The following is a 14,162-nucleotide window of genomic DNA, read 5'->3' as shown; positions in this document are numbered from 1 at the left end:
CGTCATCCTTTCAATGCACGCTGGATCACGTCCGCTTGCCCGGGATCAGCACCCGCGGGCGGGTGCAGTATTGCAGCGCGTTCATCTGGAACTCGAGGTTCACGCCTTTGCCGTTCTGCATCTCCCATTGCTTGCCGTAGAGGCGCTGACCCGGGGTGTTCACGGTCTCGATGTAATCGGCCGGGGCATAGACCGTGCGGAAGAGGCCAGGGACGCCCATGGGTACGAGGTGGCACTTGTCGGTCTCGATGCCGACATTCTGACCGCCGCGATAGTTCATCCAGGTAATGCCGCCGAACTCGAACGCGCCGTAGATGCCGGACGACCCCGAATTGATATACGCGTTGCGCAAGCTCGCCGCGTCGGCATAGCCCTTGTAGGTCTCGCGCACTTCCGGGTGGGCGATCAGGTCATCGAAGAAGGCATCCCCGCACAGGGCCATGATGCCCGTATAGGGCAGACCGTCCAGAATGGCGGCCATCTGGCGGATGACCCCGGCGCATCTCTTGCGCAGCGCGCCGTCGGTGGCACTGGCATTGTCGAGGTCGAAGTCCACCACCGCCTGCTGGCTTTCGCCGAATTCGGTGAAGTAGTCAAAAAGGACGGAGCCGTCTGCGTCCAGCAGCTGACCGGTCTTGAGGATGTTGAGCCGGTGGTATTCCTCGGTCAGCGCGAAGAACTGACTGGCCTCTGCGGCGCGGTCGGCGATCTTCTGCTGCAGCCGCTCGACGGCGACTTCCTGACCAAAGGCGCGCACCTGCTGGACCTCGTCGGCATAGATGGCATCGTCCACCTGGAAGTGGGGCACCTTGAGCATGCGCATGGCGCGTTTTGATTTGTCGAAGGTCTGGCCGGGACCGCCCCTTGGGCTGGCGGAGACCAGCATGCGGTTCTGTTCCTTGTCCTTCTCGATGGCAATATCCAGCGTGTCGATGCTGGTGGTCTGAAACAGCCCCATCTGTCCGATGCGGGACGGGGTGTACTTGATCTCACGAAGCGCGTCCGTGAGGCGCATGACGCTGAAGGCGTCCTGACTGAAGATGTTGAGGATCGACATGGGGGGTCCTTTACTTTTTGTGGCGTAATCCGTCGCTGCAATCGGCAAAATGCTTGCAGTTTATGCTAGCACGCATATAATCCGGCCATGAATAGCAAGCACCGCAAAACCCTGGCTGCCGTTTTTACAGACCCGGTGTCGGGCACGATCGAGTGGATGGCGGTTGAGGGGTTGCTGCTTGCGGCAGGTGCGCAGCGGATTGAGGGGCGTGGTTCGCGCGTCAGGTTTGAGAAAGATGGCGAGATCGCCACGTTTCACCGTCCGCATCCGGGCAAAGAAGCGAAACGGTATCAGGTACGAGACGCCCGTGAGTTTCTGGAGCGCATCAAGGTGACACCATGACCAACAGCATGACGTACAAAGGCTATGCGGCCCGCATCGTTTACGACGATGATGACCAAATCTTCGTAGGCCATATTGCGGGGATCACAGACCGGATCGGCTTTCATGCCGACACCGTCGAAGACCTGCGGAATGCGTTTCACGAAGCTGTAGATGATTATCTGGAAACCTGCCGGAAGATCGGGAAAGATCCGCAGAAAGCCTATTCGGGCAAGATGATGTTCCGCGTCAGCCCGGACGTGCACCGCAAAGCCGTTCTTGCGGCCGAGCTTGAAGGCAAAAGCCTGAACCAGTGGGCAGAAGATGTCTTGTCACGGGCGACTGGTTGATCAGCGCACGATGATGCCGACCGAGGCGAGGTTAGCTTGGGCTGCGGCCTTTTCGGCGGCCTGATCACGGTCGGGGTGCCAGGTCAGGATTTTACCGTTCACCTCGGCATCCCGAGTGATGGCGGCAATCGCAACATCACGCGTGGTGGCATCACAGCCATAGAGCGCAATGGCCACTGCGGCCTGGCTGCCATCGGTGGCTCCAGCAGCGCTGGCGAGGTATTTGCCGCTTGCCGTGATTTTACCCAGCACAGTGCCGGGAGCGATGATGCCCGCGCCACTTGCGATTGTGATGCTGTCTCGCGAGCGCTGGCCATTGGCCTCGGTCATCAGGAATTCGCCGGGATGCCGGCCTTCGGTCAGAACTGTCATGGTCTTGATCTCCTATTCAGCCAAACCGGGCATTGGCATTGGTGACGGCTTTGGCCCAGCCGGCGATGCTGCGCTCGGCGCGATTGTGGAACTCTGCCGGGGTTTCCGCCCCGAGCTCAGCTTCCTGTGCAGCGCGATCCGCGATCGACGCTGACATACTGGCCTTCGGCGACGCCGCGAGGACCTTCGCCGCATCCGCGACGCTCATCTCCGTCTCGAGCGCAAGAACGCGGGCTTGCGCCTCCCGGCCTTCGGCCTCGGGTGATGTCAGGATCGCGGCAATGCGCGCCGTGGCCTCCGCTTTGCCAGCGGTGACACCAGCGGCATGGGCGTCCGTCCGCGCCGTATCCACGGCAGATTGCAGATCAGCGGGACTGATGGTGGCGGGAGTATTTTGTGCACCGGTGGTGGTGTCTGACAGGGGTATTCCGCCGCTTGGCGCTGTGTTTTGTGAAGTCTTGGTCATGGGTCCTCCCTTTCTCTGGGGGCTTGCCCCGGAGGGCGGTTGTGCAGAGGTGGCGATCACCTCGTCGAGGCTCGCCACACGGTCGGCGAGGCCTTGGGCAATGGCATCGGTGCCGAGATAGGTGCGAGCTTCCGTCGCCCGGATCGCGTCGGCGCTGATCTGTCCTGCACGCCCTTCGGCCACGAGACCGACGAACTGGTCGTAGATCTTCATCACCTCCGCCTGCAGGTCAGCGCGCACGGCGTCCGAGAGCGGTCCAAACGGATGGCCGTCCACCTTGTGGGCGCCCGCGTGAATGAGCGTCGGCTTGATGCCGCGATCCTCAAGTTCCCCCGAGCGATCAAAATGGGTCAGCACCACGCCGATCGATCCGACCATCGAGGTCGGCGAGACGATGATTTCCGATGCCGCGCTGGCGATGCCATAGGCTGCAGAAGCAGCGACATCATTGACGAAGGCCATGACCGGTTTGGTCTGGTTGATCGCACTCACCAGTCTGGCTGTCGCGAACATGCCCGTTGCCTCGCCACCGGGGCTGTCGATGTCGAGCAGGATCGCCCGAACTTCCGGATCAGCTCGTGCTTCCCTCAGTTGCGCTGCAATGCCCTCGTAAGACACGAGCCCCGAACTGGCCCCGATCCACGCGCCGCGGTTCACCAGACTGCCGACGATCGGCAGGATCGCAACGCCGTTTTCCACGCGCAGCGATCCAATGCTGCCATTGTCACGGCGATATGTGCCAACGAAGCGGTTCGACTGCGGGTCTGGCGCCGCCAAAGGCGCGATGCCAATCCGCCCCTGCAGCACATGCAGGATCAGATCGACCTTGTCCGGATGCAGCAGCAGCGGCCGGTTCAACACCCGGCTCGCGATCTGGGCAAGCGAAGGTGCTGCCTGGCTTTGAAGGATGTCCGGTGGTTCGGTCATCTCATCCCTCCTGCAGAAAGTGCAAATCGGCGCGGGCCGTGGCCCTGCAGCTTGGCACACTGCTCTTCAAAGCCCCGAATGACCGCCAGGAGCCGGTCGGGATGCGCGCTGTGATATCGCACCGAGCGTTCCACCCCATTCGATCCGGCCCGGAACCGCACCTCCATGGCGCCTTGGCCCGCCACAAGCCGGACATAGACCTGCCGCAAGCTGGCCGCCGCCGCGCAGGGGTCAGCCTCATCAATGTGGATCGTCATGTCTCAGCCTCATCGCCGTCGTCTGCCACACCCGGACCACCGCCCTGCGCCCCCATCATCTGTGGCTCGGGCAGGCCGTATTCGGCCCGCAAGGCCCGTTCCTGCGCCAGCTGCTGGTAGACATCGTCCACATCGGCCCCGAGATCGGTGCAGATCATCGCATCCGACATCACGCCGAGCCGCTTCCAGACCTCATGCGCCTTGGCTTTCTTCAGATCATCCGCCTGCGGCCGCGGATCGCCGCGCCACTCCGCCCGGCACGCCGCCGTGCGATTGGCCATGAACCCTGCCACACCCCCCGGAAACGGCACGCCGCCCGCTTCGATCTCTTCCTCGAGCCAGGCCTCGTAGATCGGCTGGCAGAACGGCGCCATGATGTTCCGGCGCCGCGCTTTCGTGATCGCGAAGATCTCCGTCGTCGCCGCCTGCAGCGACGAATAGGTCGCCCCCACATTGTCGCCTGTGGCGCTTTCATAGGTCAGGCCAAGGCACCGCGCGAGTTCCCGCAGCAGATGCATCGAGAAGGCGGCATATTCCGAAGACGGCTGGTTGGCCGTGTGGAACTTCAGCTCCTGACCCGGGAACAGATGCGCCAGCCGGCCATTGATCCCGACATCCAGCGTGCTGTCGTCATAATACCCCGCCACCATCTCGATATAGGCCTCCATCGGCGACACACCCTGAGCCAGCATCTGCGCCTGCTCCTGAGGCGTCAGCAGACCCGCCAGCACCTGCTCTGTCGGCTCGTCCGAGGTGATCGTCACCGCAAAGAGCGTCTGCACGATCGCCGCCATCAGCGTGGCATCCGCCAACTGGTCGAACTGCCGCGCCACCTGCAGCGCCGGAACCAGCGGCGAGATGCCCCGATGCGTGCCCGGCGCACCCTCGAAGACATGGATCACCCGCGGGCGTCCCGCCTGGTCCCGCGCCCGCACGTCATATGCCACATCATGACGAAACAGGTCCTTGCGGATCGCCCGGTAGCCCACCGGCATGCCGTCGGCATCCGTGTAGACCCCGTTGATCAGCCGTCGCAGGCTTTCGGTCTTGCGCGACAGCCGCTGTGGCGGCAACAGGCGTACTTTCGTGCCGTAGCGGTTCCACGGGCGTTTGCGCCAGGGCAGCTCCGCGAGGATTTCCCCGGTCACCAACCAAGACCGAAAAGCCGCCGCTTGCATCTGGCCGAACGTGCGCAGGCCCTGAATGTCGCACTCCTGTGCGCTGCGGGCCCAGAGCTCGAACCGCCGCTCCACCGTCTTGGCCCAATCGGACGCCTCCGTAGGCGTCATGCCGAAGGTCTCATTCTCCGGCAAGGCCTTCAGCTGCAGCCCCGTGCCCACGGTATTGGCCACACATTGCTCCATGGCACCGGCCAGCCAGCCACTGTTGTACAGCAGATCCTTGACCCGTGCCGCCGCATCATCCCAGGCCTCGCCGATATCGTCCTGCGCCTCCCGCAGCGCAGGCTTCCACCCCGCAAAGGTCACACCCCGACCGCCGCGCATGTATTTGCCCGAGGGTCGGGGGAGTGGCGCGGATCCTTGTGGTAGAGCAGGTGGCAGGGTCTTTGACAACAGGCCACGAAGCTTTGACTTCACGAACATGTGAACTACCTTTCTCACTCTGCTGTAGCGCGCGAACACCAAGCGTCACTGCAGGGCGTCGCTGCCGCCGCAGGTTTGGGAGGACTGTGCTGCAGGCAGCGACGCAGTCTCAAAAGCGATATTTTGATCACTATCAAAAGAGAACGCCTCCTCAGCTTTGATCATGGTATCGCCGGGTTTTGTTAAATCAGTGGCGTGTCCTACGGTTGCTGCGCTGCCAAGGCGTCATGTCCGCAATGGCAGCGCGCCGCTGCCTCCGCGTTCGGTGGGCAAAACGTGGATCGGCGGCGGCGCACTCAGATGCAATTCGCTCTTGTGTTTTGAGAGTTTCGTTTTTTACCTGCTCTTGCAGCTTTAGGTTTTGCCGATGAGAGGCTGCATGTGCTTTTTGTGGTGCGTTCCCCGGACATTGGCGCATGACGGAAGGCACCGGCAGCGTCCTCACACACTCCATGTTGGTCTCGTTGATCCCGACAGAGGGCGCTGCCAAATCGCCCCTTTTTTTCAAGAGGAGCGGTCGTCTTCAAATGCGCCCACATTGGACATGCTGAGATTTTTGCGGTTTACCTTGCCCCGCAGTGGGGATTCGTGACGATACCGAACTGCATCCGCCCTGGTTGCTGTGTTGTTCGAAGGAACTCGCATCAACAAGGGTAACGGCAGCGCCCTCCTTCCAGTCGTTCGCTCACCTCGTTAGAGGGCGCTGCCACCCTGCGCGGTGGCCTGCCGCGCTGCGCTATGTGCATTCCGGCTTCACTTGAGCCGGTGCTGCCGCTATTTGTTCAGCCTGCTGCCGTGGCGCGCAAATCGCGCCCGCAGCGCGCCGCCGCCTCCGCGACCTGGGGTACCATGCGATGTTGGCGGCGGCGTTTCAGCATCCCCGTCACCAACCTGGGTCCCATCATGTCCCCCTGGCACCGCCGCCTCGCGCTTCGGGACCCGCTCCACCCCCTCCGGTATGCGCTGCACATTCATCGTGTAACCGATGGCCGCGCAGAGCGCCTCGCAGTCGAGAAAGTGGTTGTGACGCGACCGTTTCACCCAAACTGGCTTGCCCTCGATCACCACCCGGGCCTCCGAGGTCAGCTGCTTGCAATACTCCTCCGTGATCGCCTCATGCACATGAAACGCCCCCGGCTGATCCGCCGGTGTGCGGATGCGCGACATCACCAGCGACTTGAAGAAGTCGGTCGACAGTGTCACCAGATCGATCGAATAGAGCGCGCGTCTACCATCCGGCTTCACCTCGATCTTCGAGACCCGGTAGGGCGGGCTCTGCTGATCCCGCCCCTTGGTGGGCGAACAGAGCCAGCTGTAGCGGCGGCAGAACTCGTAGACCTTGTGCTCATTGCCCAGCTCCGGCTTGTCGGGCCGGAAGCCTGAGTCGATGAACACCTTCTCGATCTGCAGCCCACCCACCTGTGTCAGCATCAGATCGGCCAGGGCCGACCAGACGTCATCGTCCTCTGTTGGGCCGTAGAGCTGGCCATTGTCGATCAGCCACGATGTCCCCCGCGCGCCAAAGGCCCGGATCACATAGACGAGGCTGAACTTCTGCACATCCACACCCATCACGAGCCGCAGCCCACCCGCGGGCACATCCCCGGGCCGGTAGGGCTGCCGCCGCTCCAGGATCTCCTGCCAGTCCGGCGCATCCCCCGAGGCGGTCATGGCATGGCATTCGCCAAAGCCTGCATTCATCGCCGTCTGGATGCGGCCATGATCCCCGGAGTGCAGCGCCGTCAGATAGGTCTCCGCCCGCTGGCCCCAGGTCACGAAGGGTGAGCAAAGCCCAGAGGTCCACATCGACAGCGTGGCGCTGTCGGCCGGCGCGCCCGTGACATGCGCCGCGTCGTCCTTGAGCGTCACCTGCTGCCCTGGTGCGACCATCGCGCCGCGGGCATTCATCCAGACCTTGTCGGTCTCCACATGCTGCGCGCCGCAGCGCGGACATTCCAGCGTTGCGGCCTGCTTGGCCTGCGCGGGGCTGACCGTCTTCGGCCAGCGCAGCTGCTTGAAGCGCGGGATGAAGTAGTCCGCGCAGGACCGGCAGGGCCAGGCCCAATGGTGACGCGTGCCCTCCTGCCAGAGCTTCCATATCGGGCTTTCCAAATCCTCCGGGCTGGACCGCGCCCAGAACTCCAGACCGCTGGCGTCATCCGGTTCGATCTCCACAAGGCCGCGCGCCGGTGTGCTTGTGATTGCGGTGACAAAATCGGCGTAGGTCTCGCCCCGGGCCTCCACCAGACCCAGCACATCCCCTTGGCCTTTCACATTGGCCATCATCTCGTCGTATTCATCGATCAGCGCCAGTGCCGCCGGGTCGGACTTCAGCGCCGTGGACGAGCCCGCATGCGCAAGGCGCAGCCGCACACCGGCCACATGCTTCAACGTCTTCTTCATCCGCCGGCCGCGCACCACCTTGCCCGCCAGAGTTTCCGCCTCATCCAGCAGGCTCATCAGCCGTGGCTCGAACTGGTCGGTCAGAAACTCTTTCGTCGGCCCGACATAGAGGATCGGTGCCGGCTTCTGATCGAGCCGCGCCCCGATGATGTCCAGCATGCTGTCGGTCTTGCCCGACTGCGCCGAGGTCACCGCCACCACCCGGCGGTAGCCGCCGCGATGCACCGCCGAGGACCACGGGATCATGTAGGGCGTCAGTCCCGGGTCCCTGGGTCCGGGAATGCCGGCCGTCTCGGGATACACCCGGTGGGCTGCCGCCCAGGCCGCAGGGTCACGCTTCTCGCTCGGCCTCCAGATCAGGTCGGCCAGTTTCCAGAGACCGCGCCGCTTCTTCTGCGCGTCTCGATAATCGATCGAATGCGCCATCGATTTCCTGCTCAAGCTTGCGGCGGTCCTGCATGTCCCGGGTAAAGCGGGCAGGCAGACCCTGGAACTCCGCCCGCACCAGCGCCGCCATCTCGCTCACAACCGCCCGCGCGTCTTCCAACGGGATCAAGTCCCGCATGCGTTCCTGAATGCGCAACTCGATCTCGCGGGTGCGGGCTTCCGTCGCCCGGCTTGCAGCCGCGGTTTTGCTGTTTTTCGACTGCAGGTCTTCGTAATAGGCGATCACACCCCGGATCACCGCAACCAGCGCGTATTCATTCTTGCCCTGTTTCTGCACAAACCCGGCCTTAGCCAGTTGATGCACCCATTGTGTGCTGCGCCCACACAGGGCCGCCACCTGGTTGACTGTCAGCGTATTGGTCCCTCTCTGCGTCCCCTCGGACATGTCTCACCTCTTCGATGTCAGCCGGTCAAACACACGCCGCAGCGCATAACCCCGCAGCACCGAGACGCCGGTGAAAATCAGGCCAAGCCAGAGATTTTCAAGGATGCCGACCTGCAGGCCAAAATGTGGGAACACCGCAAACTGCGTCGCAACAGCCAGCGTATAGCCCACCGCCGTGTTGGTGATCGCCTCGATCAGTGACAGACGTTTTGATTGCGCCATTGGCACCCCATAAAGCAATGGAATTGCTCGGAATTCAGTGGATACACACCGCTGAACGATCAATTCTGTGGACCGAAAATGGAACCAGGAGGTTTACCATGTCCATGCTTGGCATCAGCGACGCAAACGTCAGCCTGCACATCATTGAATTCCCGTCCGGTCGCTTTGGCTATGTCGGTTCCATCCCCACAGACATCTGCGAACCGGTTCTAGCAGACCGCGCTGCCGTCCTCGGCCAGCGGGCATTCAGCGACCCTGAAACAAACGAGCCCATGATGTGGAAAGCCCCCACCTTCGAGACAGTGGAGGCGGCCATCGCCCACGCGAAAGACCGCGGCCACAGCCCGATGTGGAAAAACGAAGCGCAGTAATCCTCAACGCGCACCACCAACAGCCCGGCATGCCCGGGCTCGCGGTGGTAGGAGGCCTCGCCACCGCGAGCCCACCGACAAGGAGACACGAACATGACCCCCAAACACCCGAACGTCACAGTCGAGCTGACAGGCCAGAACGGAAACGCCTTTGTCATCCTTGGCCTTTGCAAGCAAGCCGCTCAGGAATACGGGCTCGAAAAGACCGAGGTCGACGCCTTCATCGAGGAGGCCACATCGGGCGATTACGACCACCTGCTGCAAACCGCAATCCACTGGTTTGACGTCCAATAAATGAACAGATCAGCATCACTAAGAGCAATCTTATGATGCTGATTTTCCTACGCTTTCCTTCGATTATGAGCGATTCTACCTCCTGACAGCCGAACTGGGCACCTGCCCACCGCGGCACACCAACAGGAGGAGCAGACATGGCCCACACACTTTCCGCGACCTGCCTCGCGATTGCCCTCGCCGACGCGCACGGCACGCTGAGCTTGACGGAGCGCACCGACCGCTGGGGCGGCACCTTCATCGCCATCGGCGACACGCAGGGCACCATAGAAATCGCCGACACCATGAAGGCAGCAAAAAAGCGCGTCGCCGACCTGCGGGACCGCGCTGCAGCCTAACACACCCCAACAGCCCGGGACCTCCGGGCTCAAGGAGTGAGACACGCCGCAACCCGCGCGGCAGCCACACAGGAGACACCGACATGCAAGTCACCATCCGCTTTGCAAACCCGCGCACCGCACACGACAGCATCGAGCGTGCCCTTGGCAGCATCCTTCTGGAGACCGAAGCCAAGACCGCTAACCGCTTGATCGGGGGCTTTTACTTCGACACCGAACGCACCCCGCAGGACATCTTTGACGACTTCGCGACAGACGGGTTCGAGAAAGAGGACTTCGCAAGCATCGAGTTTGCATGGTCCTGATCGCGCAGCCTGCCCCCTGCCCGGCTGGTCCGGGCTTGCGGCGGTAGAAGGCGCGCCATCACGCGTGCCATGAACATGGGGAGACACCCAAAATGACCAACCGCACCATTCTGCCCAGCCAGAACACCGCCTACGGCTTTTTCGGCACCGTCACGACCTGCCCGCTGCGCGACTGCACCAGCCACACCCTCTGGACACTTGCCAGCACCCTCGTTGCCGAGGCGATCAACGCCCAAGGCGAGGCCGAGATGATCGGCATCCGCGACTTCCTCGACAGCAAGATGGGACGTCACTTCGCCGATGAGGTTATCGACGCCCTGCGCTCTGGCGAGACCAACACCAAGTCGGCCCTCAAGACCACGATCGACAAATGGCAGCGCCGCGGCATCTCCGCCCAGACCGAGGCCAGCCACGGCATCCCCGAAGGCCTCCCGCACCTCGAAGGCTGGGTCACCCATTACGCCATTCTGGCAGAAACCGACGACGCCTCCTGATCGGAGGGCATCACAAACAGCAGGCCCGCCTTTCTGGCGGGCTTCACCCGGTAGAAGCCGCCGCACATTGCGGGGGCCAAAACCGGAGGTCCAGCATGACCACATTGACTGACACACAATCCATCATCCTCAGCGCAGCCGCACAACGGGCGGACCACATCGCCCTGCCCTTACCCACCAACCTGCGCGGTGGTGCCGCCACCAAGGTGGTTGGCACGATGCTCGCCAAAGGCCTGCTTGAAGAGGTCGATGCGGACCTGCGCAAGCGCGAGCTCATCTGGCGCGAAACCGGCGATGGTAACGGCGTCACACTGGTAGCCACCGACGCAGGGCTCGACGCCATCGGGATTGAGCACGAGGCAGGACCCGCAAACGCCGTAGCTCTGGACGCGCTGACCGATGAACCTGCGGCGCAGGCTGCGGTGACGGGGGCAGCACCCACATCGCGTGCGCCGCGCGAGGGCACGAAACAAGCAGCCCTCATCGACATGCTGTCCAGACCGGAGGGAGCCACGCTTGACGAGTTGGCAACTGCCCTCGAATGGGCACCCCACACCTGCCGAGGGGCCATGTCCGGCGCCCTCAAGAAACGTCTCGGGCTCGTCATCACCTCGCAAAAAGTTGACGGCAGAGGGCGTGTATACCAGATCGACGCACCAAATCCGGTGTAAACGCGCCAAAATTCCCCCTCATATGGGGTTTTCTCTTGCAGAATCCGTCCAGTTTGGCAGCACTTACCGTGAGGTTTCGCCTGTAATGGACCTCATCTCAGGGAAGCTGGATACACTGCCCCACTTCCCTGCCTCAACGGTAAGAGTGGCTCCACCGGTCGGCTCTTACCGCCTCAGACTTGGGCCAGCCTTGTGCTGGCCCCTTTTTTTACTTCAACGCGGCACGGATTTGCGTCTGGGTGATCCCGAATTGACGTGACAGCGCGCCGGGCTTCACGCCCGCCTTGATCGACGCGCGGATCAGGCTCACCTGCGAGCGCGTCAGCCCTTCCACGTCCGGAAGCTCCGAAGACGCCCGAGCGGCTTGGGCGGGTTCAGATGCCGCCACCTTTTCCGGCTCACTGACGTGACCACGGCGCGCCTGTTCCCTGCAAACCGCTGCGGCCAGCGCCTTCAACTCGCCATCTGTCAGGTATTTGAGCGCGACATCAAGATCATGCGGCAACAGCCGTGGGCGAGGATCGCGCCTTGGCGCGTCCCGCTGTTCTGCTCGCAACCAAAGATCGCCCTGCTGGTCCGCATCCGATGACATGAACCGAATATACATCGCTCCGAAGAAGCGGCAAATGCGCGATAGTCCTGAGGTCACCCGTCTTTGGATTTCACATCGTCAAAGCTCTGCCCGCTCGTTTCCAGCATTGCGCTCTTGCCCGTGAAGTCCTGCCAACGGCGCACGATGACATCGACGTATTTGGGATCGAGCTCGATCAGCGACGCATGTCGACCTGTTTTTTCCGCCGCAATCAGCGTGGTGCCGCTGCCGCCAAACGGGTCAAACACAAGATCCCCCTTGCGGCTGGAGTTCCGGATCGCCCGTTCCACCAACACCACCGGCTTCATCGTCGGGTGCAGATCATTCTTATGCGGCCGCTCGATGTTCCACACATCACCTTGGTCACGATCCCCGCACCAGTGGCGCTTTACGCCCTCGGGCCAACCATAAAGGATTGGTTCGTATTGTCGCTGGTAGTCTGACCGACCAAGCGTGAACCGATCTTTGGCCCAGATGATGAAGGTCGACCAATGCCCACCGGCGGATTTGAACGCTGCCTGCAGCGTGCGCAACTCGCTGGACGACATGCAGATATAAACCGCACCATCGGTATGCGCATTGATCAGCACGCAAGCATCGTAGAGGAACTGCCCAAAGCCATCGCCCAAAGCGTCGTTCTTGATCCGCCGCCCCTTGCCGGCCTTCTCGGCACCAACGCCGCCAGCGTAGTCAACGTTGTAGGGTGGATCGCAAAAGCAAAGATCAGCTTTGACATCGCCGAGCACTTTCTGAACATCCGTGGCCACCGTGCTGTCGCCACAGAGCAGACGGTGCGGGCCCAGCACCCAGACATCGCCCGGCCGGGTGATCGGGGTCTCCGGAACCTCAGGAACATCGTCCGGGTCCGTCAGGCCGCCGGTGGTATCGATCAGCGCATCGGGCAGAATGTCGGCAAGGTCCTCGGCGCTAAACCCAACCAGGTCAAACTCCTCGATCCCGAAATCTTCCCGCAACTCCCCGATCTCGATGCGCAGCATCTCCGGGTCCCACTCGGCGATTTCCGCCAGACGGTTGTCGGCCAGCGTGTAGAGCCTTCGATCTTCCTCCGACCAGCCCCGCGCCACCATCACCGGGACCTCGGCCAGTCCCAGCTGCACCGCCGCCATCAACCGGCCGTGTCCCGCAATGATCGTGCCGTCCTCGGCCACCAGCATCGGGATCGTGAAGCCAAACCGCTCTATCGACGCGGCAATCTGATCTATCTGCTCCGGCGGATGCTGACGGGCGTTCTTGGCATAAGGCACAAGATCAGCCGCCTGCCACATCTCCACCTGCGCCGCGGGCCAGGCCCGGGGCGTTTGGACTGCTTCGTCTTTCATGGAAGTCCTGCCTTCGTCTTGTCGTGTTTAACAGCATGCAGCCGGCACGGTACGCCAATGCTGCGACCCGGGCCCAGCCAAGTGGCGTGGGCCTCAAGGCCCGCCCCACTCTGTTGACCCCAGCGGGGGGCCAATGGAGTGGGAATGGCATTTTTGAACCATGAGGCTCGACGCCGTTGGATTGGTTTTTTATTCATTCACAGAGGCTTAGCGGAAGTTACGCGCCGACCCGCAAGCCCAGCCCAACTCTATCGAGCCCAATGGGGGTCCAATAGAGTGGAAACGGTATTTCTGCGCAAACCGACTGACTGGTGCAACGCAGGATTATCGCGCAATTACAGTAATTTAGGGGGTTTCCAGCAATTTCGCACAGAGCACCAAAAGCCGATCCCAGCCAACTCTATCGGGTTTTTGAGAAAAGAAAAAACGCGCGTATTTTGCGAGGCGGCGGCCCCGCGTAAGACAGCGCGTCAGAAGGGACCCAAGGGGGTCCCTGTCGGTTTCTGCGTGGGCGCCTCGATGCGGTGATTTGCCCTATTGCAAGCTTTCTACACACCTCGCGAATCGCTGTCCAACAAAAAAATCGCCCAATGTGATTTTTCTTTCACCCGATTGATCCTGCGCGGTTTTCTTGTCCCGCGCAGTGGTTATTCGTACCCCGCCATGGCCTTTTCCATATGGACGGCAAACCGTGCATCCTTGGCTTCTGCTTCCGTTTGAAACCAATCCACGCGGGTCAGCGCCTCTTCCCCGATGGTTCCCCAGTCGTGGACCAGAGACCAATCGCCAAAGAGGCCCGGCACAATGTCCAGCCGGTAAAACTTCGTGGCACGACCGATTTTGTTGCGCCATATCAGATTAATCATACGGGTCTCGGCGGGATCAGGGACGTCAGGGCGTTCCACCTATCCCGGCAACATGATCCTCCGCAAGCCTCGCTTTGGAA

Annotated in this window: 19 protein-coding genes; 8 read left to right on the top strand and 11 right to left on the bottom strand. The window is 62.1% G+C overall.

The genetic code is table 11. From position 1 onward, the window contains the following. Positions 1-25 precede the first annotated feature (25 nt). On the bottom strand, positions 26-1,057 hold the full coding sequence (locus tag ACK3EW_RS06455) for a major capsid protein (RefSeq protein ID WP_229747937.1): 1,032 nt from the start codon (positions 1,055-1,057) through the stop codon (positions 26-28). 87 nt (positions 1,058-1,144) lie between these two features. Here ACK3EW_RS06455 and ACK3EW_RS06450 point away from each other — a divergent pair, with 87 nt between their 5' ends. Together ACK3EW_RS06450 and ACK3EW_RS06445 are read left to right on the top strand one after the other, a co-directional pair. Continuing rightward, positions 1,145-1,399, top strand: coding sequence for a type II toxin-antitoxin system HicA family toxin (locus tag ACK3EW_RS06450; RefSeq protein ID WP_493808932.1), 255 nt, complete (start codon positions 1,145-1,147; stop codon positions 1,397-1,399). Further along, on the top strand, positions 1,396-1,728 hold the full coding sequence (locus ACK3EW_RS06445) for a type II toxin-antitoxin system HicB family antitoxin (protein ID WP_493808931.1): 333 nt from the start codon (positions 1,396-1,398) through the stop codon (positions 1,726-1,728). The genes ACK3EW_RS06450 and ACK3EW_RS06445 overlap by 4 nt, the downstream gene beginning before the upstream one ends. Here ACK3EW_RS06445 and ACK3EW_RS06440 read toward each other — a convergent pair whose 3' ends face one another. The 7 genes from ACK3EW_RS06440 to ACK3EW_RS06410 form a co-directional block, all read right to left on the bottom strand. After that, positions 1,729-2,100, bottom strand: a complete 372-nt coding sequence (locus tag ACK3EW_RS06440) for a head decoration protein (protein WP_493808930.1) — start codon at positions 2,098-2,100, stop codon at positions 1,729-1,731. Positions 2,101-2,116: 16 nt separating this feature from the next. Continuing rightward, the gene (locus tag ACK3EW_RS06435; RefSeq protein ID WP_493808929.1) at positions 2,117-3,493 is read right to left on the bottom strand and encodes a S49 family peptidase; all 1,377 of its coding nucleotides are present in this window, start codon (positions 3,491-3,493) and stop codon (positions 2,117-2,119) included. Beyond that, positions 3,490-3,750 carry a hypothetical protein gene (locus ACK3EW_RS06430; protein WP_493808928.1) on the bottom strand — a complete coding sequence of 87 codons (261 nt, stop codon included), beginning with the start codon at positions 3,748-3,750 and terminating at the stop codon, positions 3,490-3,492. Before ACK3EW_RS06430 ends, ACK3EW_RS06435 begins: the two co-directional genes overlap by 4 nt. Beyond that, positions 3,747-5,255: a phage portal protein gene (locus ACK3EW_RS06425; protein ID WP_493808927.1), complete on the bottom strand. Its 1,509-nt coding sequence runs from the start codon at positions 5,253-5,255 to the stop codon at positions 3,747-3,749. The genes ACK3EW_RS06430 and ACK3EW_RS06425 overlap by 4 nt, the downstream gene beginning before the upstream one ends. A gap of 873 nt (positions 5,256-6,128) precedes the next feature. After that, positions 6,129-8,183 carry a terminase gpA endonuclease subunit gene (locus tag ACK3EW_RS06420; RefSeq protein WP_493808926.1) on the bottom strand — a complete coding sequence of 685 codons (2,055 nt, stop codon included), beginning with the start codon at positions 8,181-8,183 and terminating at the stop codon, positions 6,129-6,131. Then, the gene (locus ACK3EW_RS06415; RefSeq protein WP_493808925.1) at positions 8,089-8,589 is read right to left on the bottom strand and encodes a hypothetical protein; all 501 of its coding nucleotides are present in this window, start codon (positions 8,587-8,589) and stop codon (positions 8,089-8,091) included. The genes ACK3EW_RS06420 and ACK3EW_RS06415 overlap by 95 nt, the downstream gene beginning before the upstream one ends. A gap of 3 nt (positions 8,590-8,592) precedes the next feature. Further along, entirely contained in the window at positions 8,593-8,811 is a 219-nt protein-coding gene (locus tag ACK3EW_RS06410) for a DUF7220 family protein (protein WP_493808924.1), read from the bottom strand. A 98-nt stretch (positions 8,812-8,909) separates the two neighbouring features. Here ACK3EW_RS06410 and ACK3EW_RS06405 point away from each other — a divergent pair, with 98 nt between their 5' ends. The 6 genes from ACK3EW_RS06405 (at position 8,910) to ACK3EW_RS06380 (ending at position 11,284) form a co-directional block, all read left to right on the top strand. After that, complete coding sequence (locus ACK3EW_RS06405) at positions 8,910-9,182, top strand: hypothetical protein (protein WP_300583510.1); 273 nt, start codon at positions 8,910-8,912, stop codon at positions 9,180-9,182. A 93-nt stretch (positions 9,183-9,275) separates the two neighbouring features. Further along, the gene (locus ACK3EW_RS06400) at positions 9,276-9,476 is read left to right on the top strand and encodes a hypothetical protein (protein ID WP_493808923.1); all 201 of its coding nucleotides are present in this window, start codon (positions 9,276-9,278) and stop codon (positions 9,474-9,476) included. A gap of 137 nt (positions 9,477-9,613) precedes the next feature. Continuing rightward, positions 9,614-9,814, top strand: a complete 201-nt coding sequence (locus ACK3EW_RS06395; protein ID WP_493808922.1) for a hypothetical protein — start codon at positions 9,614-9,616, stop codon at positions 9,812-9,814. 83 nt (positions 9,815-9,897) lie between these two features. Further along, positions 9,898-10,119, top strand: a complete 222-nt coding sequence (locus tag ACK3EW_RS06390) for a hypothetical protein (protein WP_493808921.1) — start codon at positions 9,898-9,900, stop codon at positions 10,117-10,119. 92 nt (positions 10,120-10,211) lie between these two features. Continuing rightward, a complete protein-coding gene (locus ACK3EW_RS06385; protein WP_493808920.1) occupies positions 10,212-10,613 on the top strand; it encodes a hypothetical protein in 402 nt (133 codons plus the stop codon). 95 nt (positions 10,614-10,708) lie between these two features. Continuing rightward, complete coding sequence (locus ACK3EW_RS06380; RefSeq protein ID WP_493808919.1) at positions 10,709-11,284, top strand: DUF3489 domain-containing protein; 576 nt, start codon at positions 10,709-10,711, stop codon at positions 11,282-11,284. 208 nt (positions 11,285-11,492) lie between these two features. On the opposite strand, the gene ACK3EW_RS06375 is transcribed toward ACK3EW_RS06380, so the two are convergent. The 3 genes from ACK3EW_RS06375 to ACK3EW_RS06365 all read right to left on the bottom strand — a co-directional run bounded on the left by ACK3EW_RS06375 (position 11,493) and on the right by ACK3EW_RS06365 (position 14,082). After that, positions 11,493-11,891 carry a hypothetical protein gene (locus ACK3EW_RS06375; RefSeq protein WP_493808918.1) on the bottom strand — a complete coding sequence of 133 codons (399 nt, stop codon included), beginning with the start codon at positions 11,889-11,891 and terminating at the stop codon, positions 11,493-11,495. Between the two features lie 38 nt (positions 11,892-11,929). After that, positions 11,930-13,216, bottom strand: a complete 1,287-nt coding sequence (locus ACK3EW_RS06370; protein ID WP_493808917.1) for a site-specific DNA-methyltransferase — start codon at positions 13,214-13,216, stop codon at positions 11,930-11,932. 647 nt (positions 13,217-13,863) lie between these two features. Beyond that, positions 13,864-14,082: a WGR domain-containing protein gene (locus ACK3EW_RS06365; protein ID WP_493808916.1), complete on the bottom strand. Its 219-nt coding sequence runs from the start codon at positions 14,080-14,082 to the stop codon at positions 13,864-13,866. Positions 14,083-14,162 lie beyond the last annotated feature (80 nt).

It is taken from the genome of Marivita sp. NO-S04, from assembly GCF_059070475.1.
Note: the sequence above shows the minus strand (reverse complement) of the source record. Positions and strands in the feature narration are given on the sequence as shown.

Bases quoted from the DNA above. Each gene is read 5' to 3' on its own strand.
- ACK3EW_RS06455 (WP_229747937.1), bottom strand. From the start codon at position 1,057: ATGTCGATCCTCAACATCTTCAGTCAGGACGCCTTCAGCGTCATGCGC.
- ACK3EW_RS06450 (WP_493808932.1), top strand. From the start codon at position 1,145: ATGAATAGCAAGCACCGCAAAACCCTGGCTGCCGTTTTTACAGACCCG.
- ACK3EW_RS06445 (WP_493808931.1), top strand. From the start codon at position 1,396: ATGACCAACAGCATGACGTACAAAGGCTATGCGGCCCGCATCGTTTAC.
- ACK3EW_RS06440 (WP_493808930.1), bottom strand. From the start codon at position 2,100: ATGACAGTTCTGACCGAAGGCCGGCATCCCGGCGAATTCCTGATGACC.
- ACK3EW_RS06435 (WP_493808929.1), bottom strand. From the start codon at position 3,493: ATGACCGAACCACCGGACATCCTTCAAAGCCAGGCAGCACCTTCGCTT.
- ACK3EW_RS06430 (WP_493808928.1), bottom strand. From the start codon at position 3,750: ATGACGATCCACATTGATGAGGCTGACCCCTGCGCGGCGGCGGCCAGC.
- ACK3EW_RS06425 (WP_493808927.1), bottom strand. From the start codon at position 5,255: ATGCGCGGCGGTCGGGGTGTGACCTTTGCGGGGTGGAAGCCTGCGCTG.
- ACK3EW_RS06420 (WP_493808926.1), bottom strand. From the start codon at position 8,183: ATGGCGCATTCGATCGATTATCGAGACGCGCAGAAGAAGCGGCGCGGT.
- ACK3EW_RS06415 (WP_493808925.1), bottom strand. From the start codon at position 8,589: ATGTCCGAGGGGACGCAGAGAGGGACCAATACGCTGACAGTCAACCAG.
- ACK3EW_RS06410 (WP_493808924.1), bottom strand. From the start codon at position 8,811: ATGGCGCAATCAAAACGTCTGTCACTGATCGAGGCGATCACCAACACG.
- ACK3EW_RS06405 (WP_300583510.1), top strand. From the start codon at position 8,910: ATGTCCATGCTTGGCATCAGCGACGCAAACGTCAGCCTGCACATCATT.
- ACK3EW_RS06400 (WP_493808923.1), top strand. From the start codon at position 9,276: ATGACCCCCAAACACCCGAACGTCACAGTCGAGCTGACAGGCCAGAAC.
- ACK3EW_RS06395 (WP_493808922.1), top strand. From the start codon at position 9,614: ATGGCCCACACACTTTCCGCGACCTGCCTCGCGATTGCCCTCGCCGAC.
- ACK3EW_RS06390 (WP_493808921.1), top strand. From the start codon at position 9,898: ATGCAAGTCACCATCCGCTTTGCAAACCCGCGCACCGCACACGACAGC.
- ACK3EW_RS06385 (WP_493808920.1), top strand. From the start codon at position 10,212: ATGACCAACCGCACCATTCTGCCCAGCCAGAACACCGCCTACGGCTTT.
- ACK3EW_RS06380 (WP_493808919.1), top strand. From the start codon at position 10,709: ATGACCACATTGACTGACACACAATCCATCATCCTCAGCGCAGCCGCA.
- ACK3EW_RS06375 (WP_493808918.1), bottom strand. From the start codon at position 11,891: ATGTATATTCGGTTCATGTCATCGGATGCGGACCAGCAGGGCGATCTT.
- ACK3EW_RS06370 (WP_493808917.1), bottom strand. From the start codon at position 13,216: ATGAAAGACGAAGCAGTCCAAACGCCCCGGGCCTGGCCCGCGGCGCAG.
- ACK3EW_RS06365 (WP_493808916.1), bottom strand. From the start codon at position 14,082: ATGATTAATCTGATATGGCGCAACAAAATCGGTCGTGCCACGAAGTTT.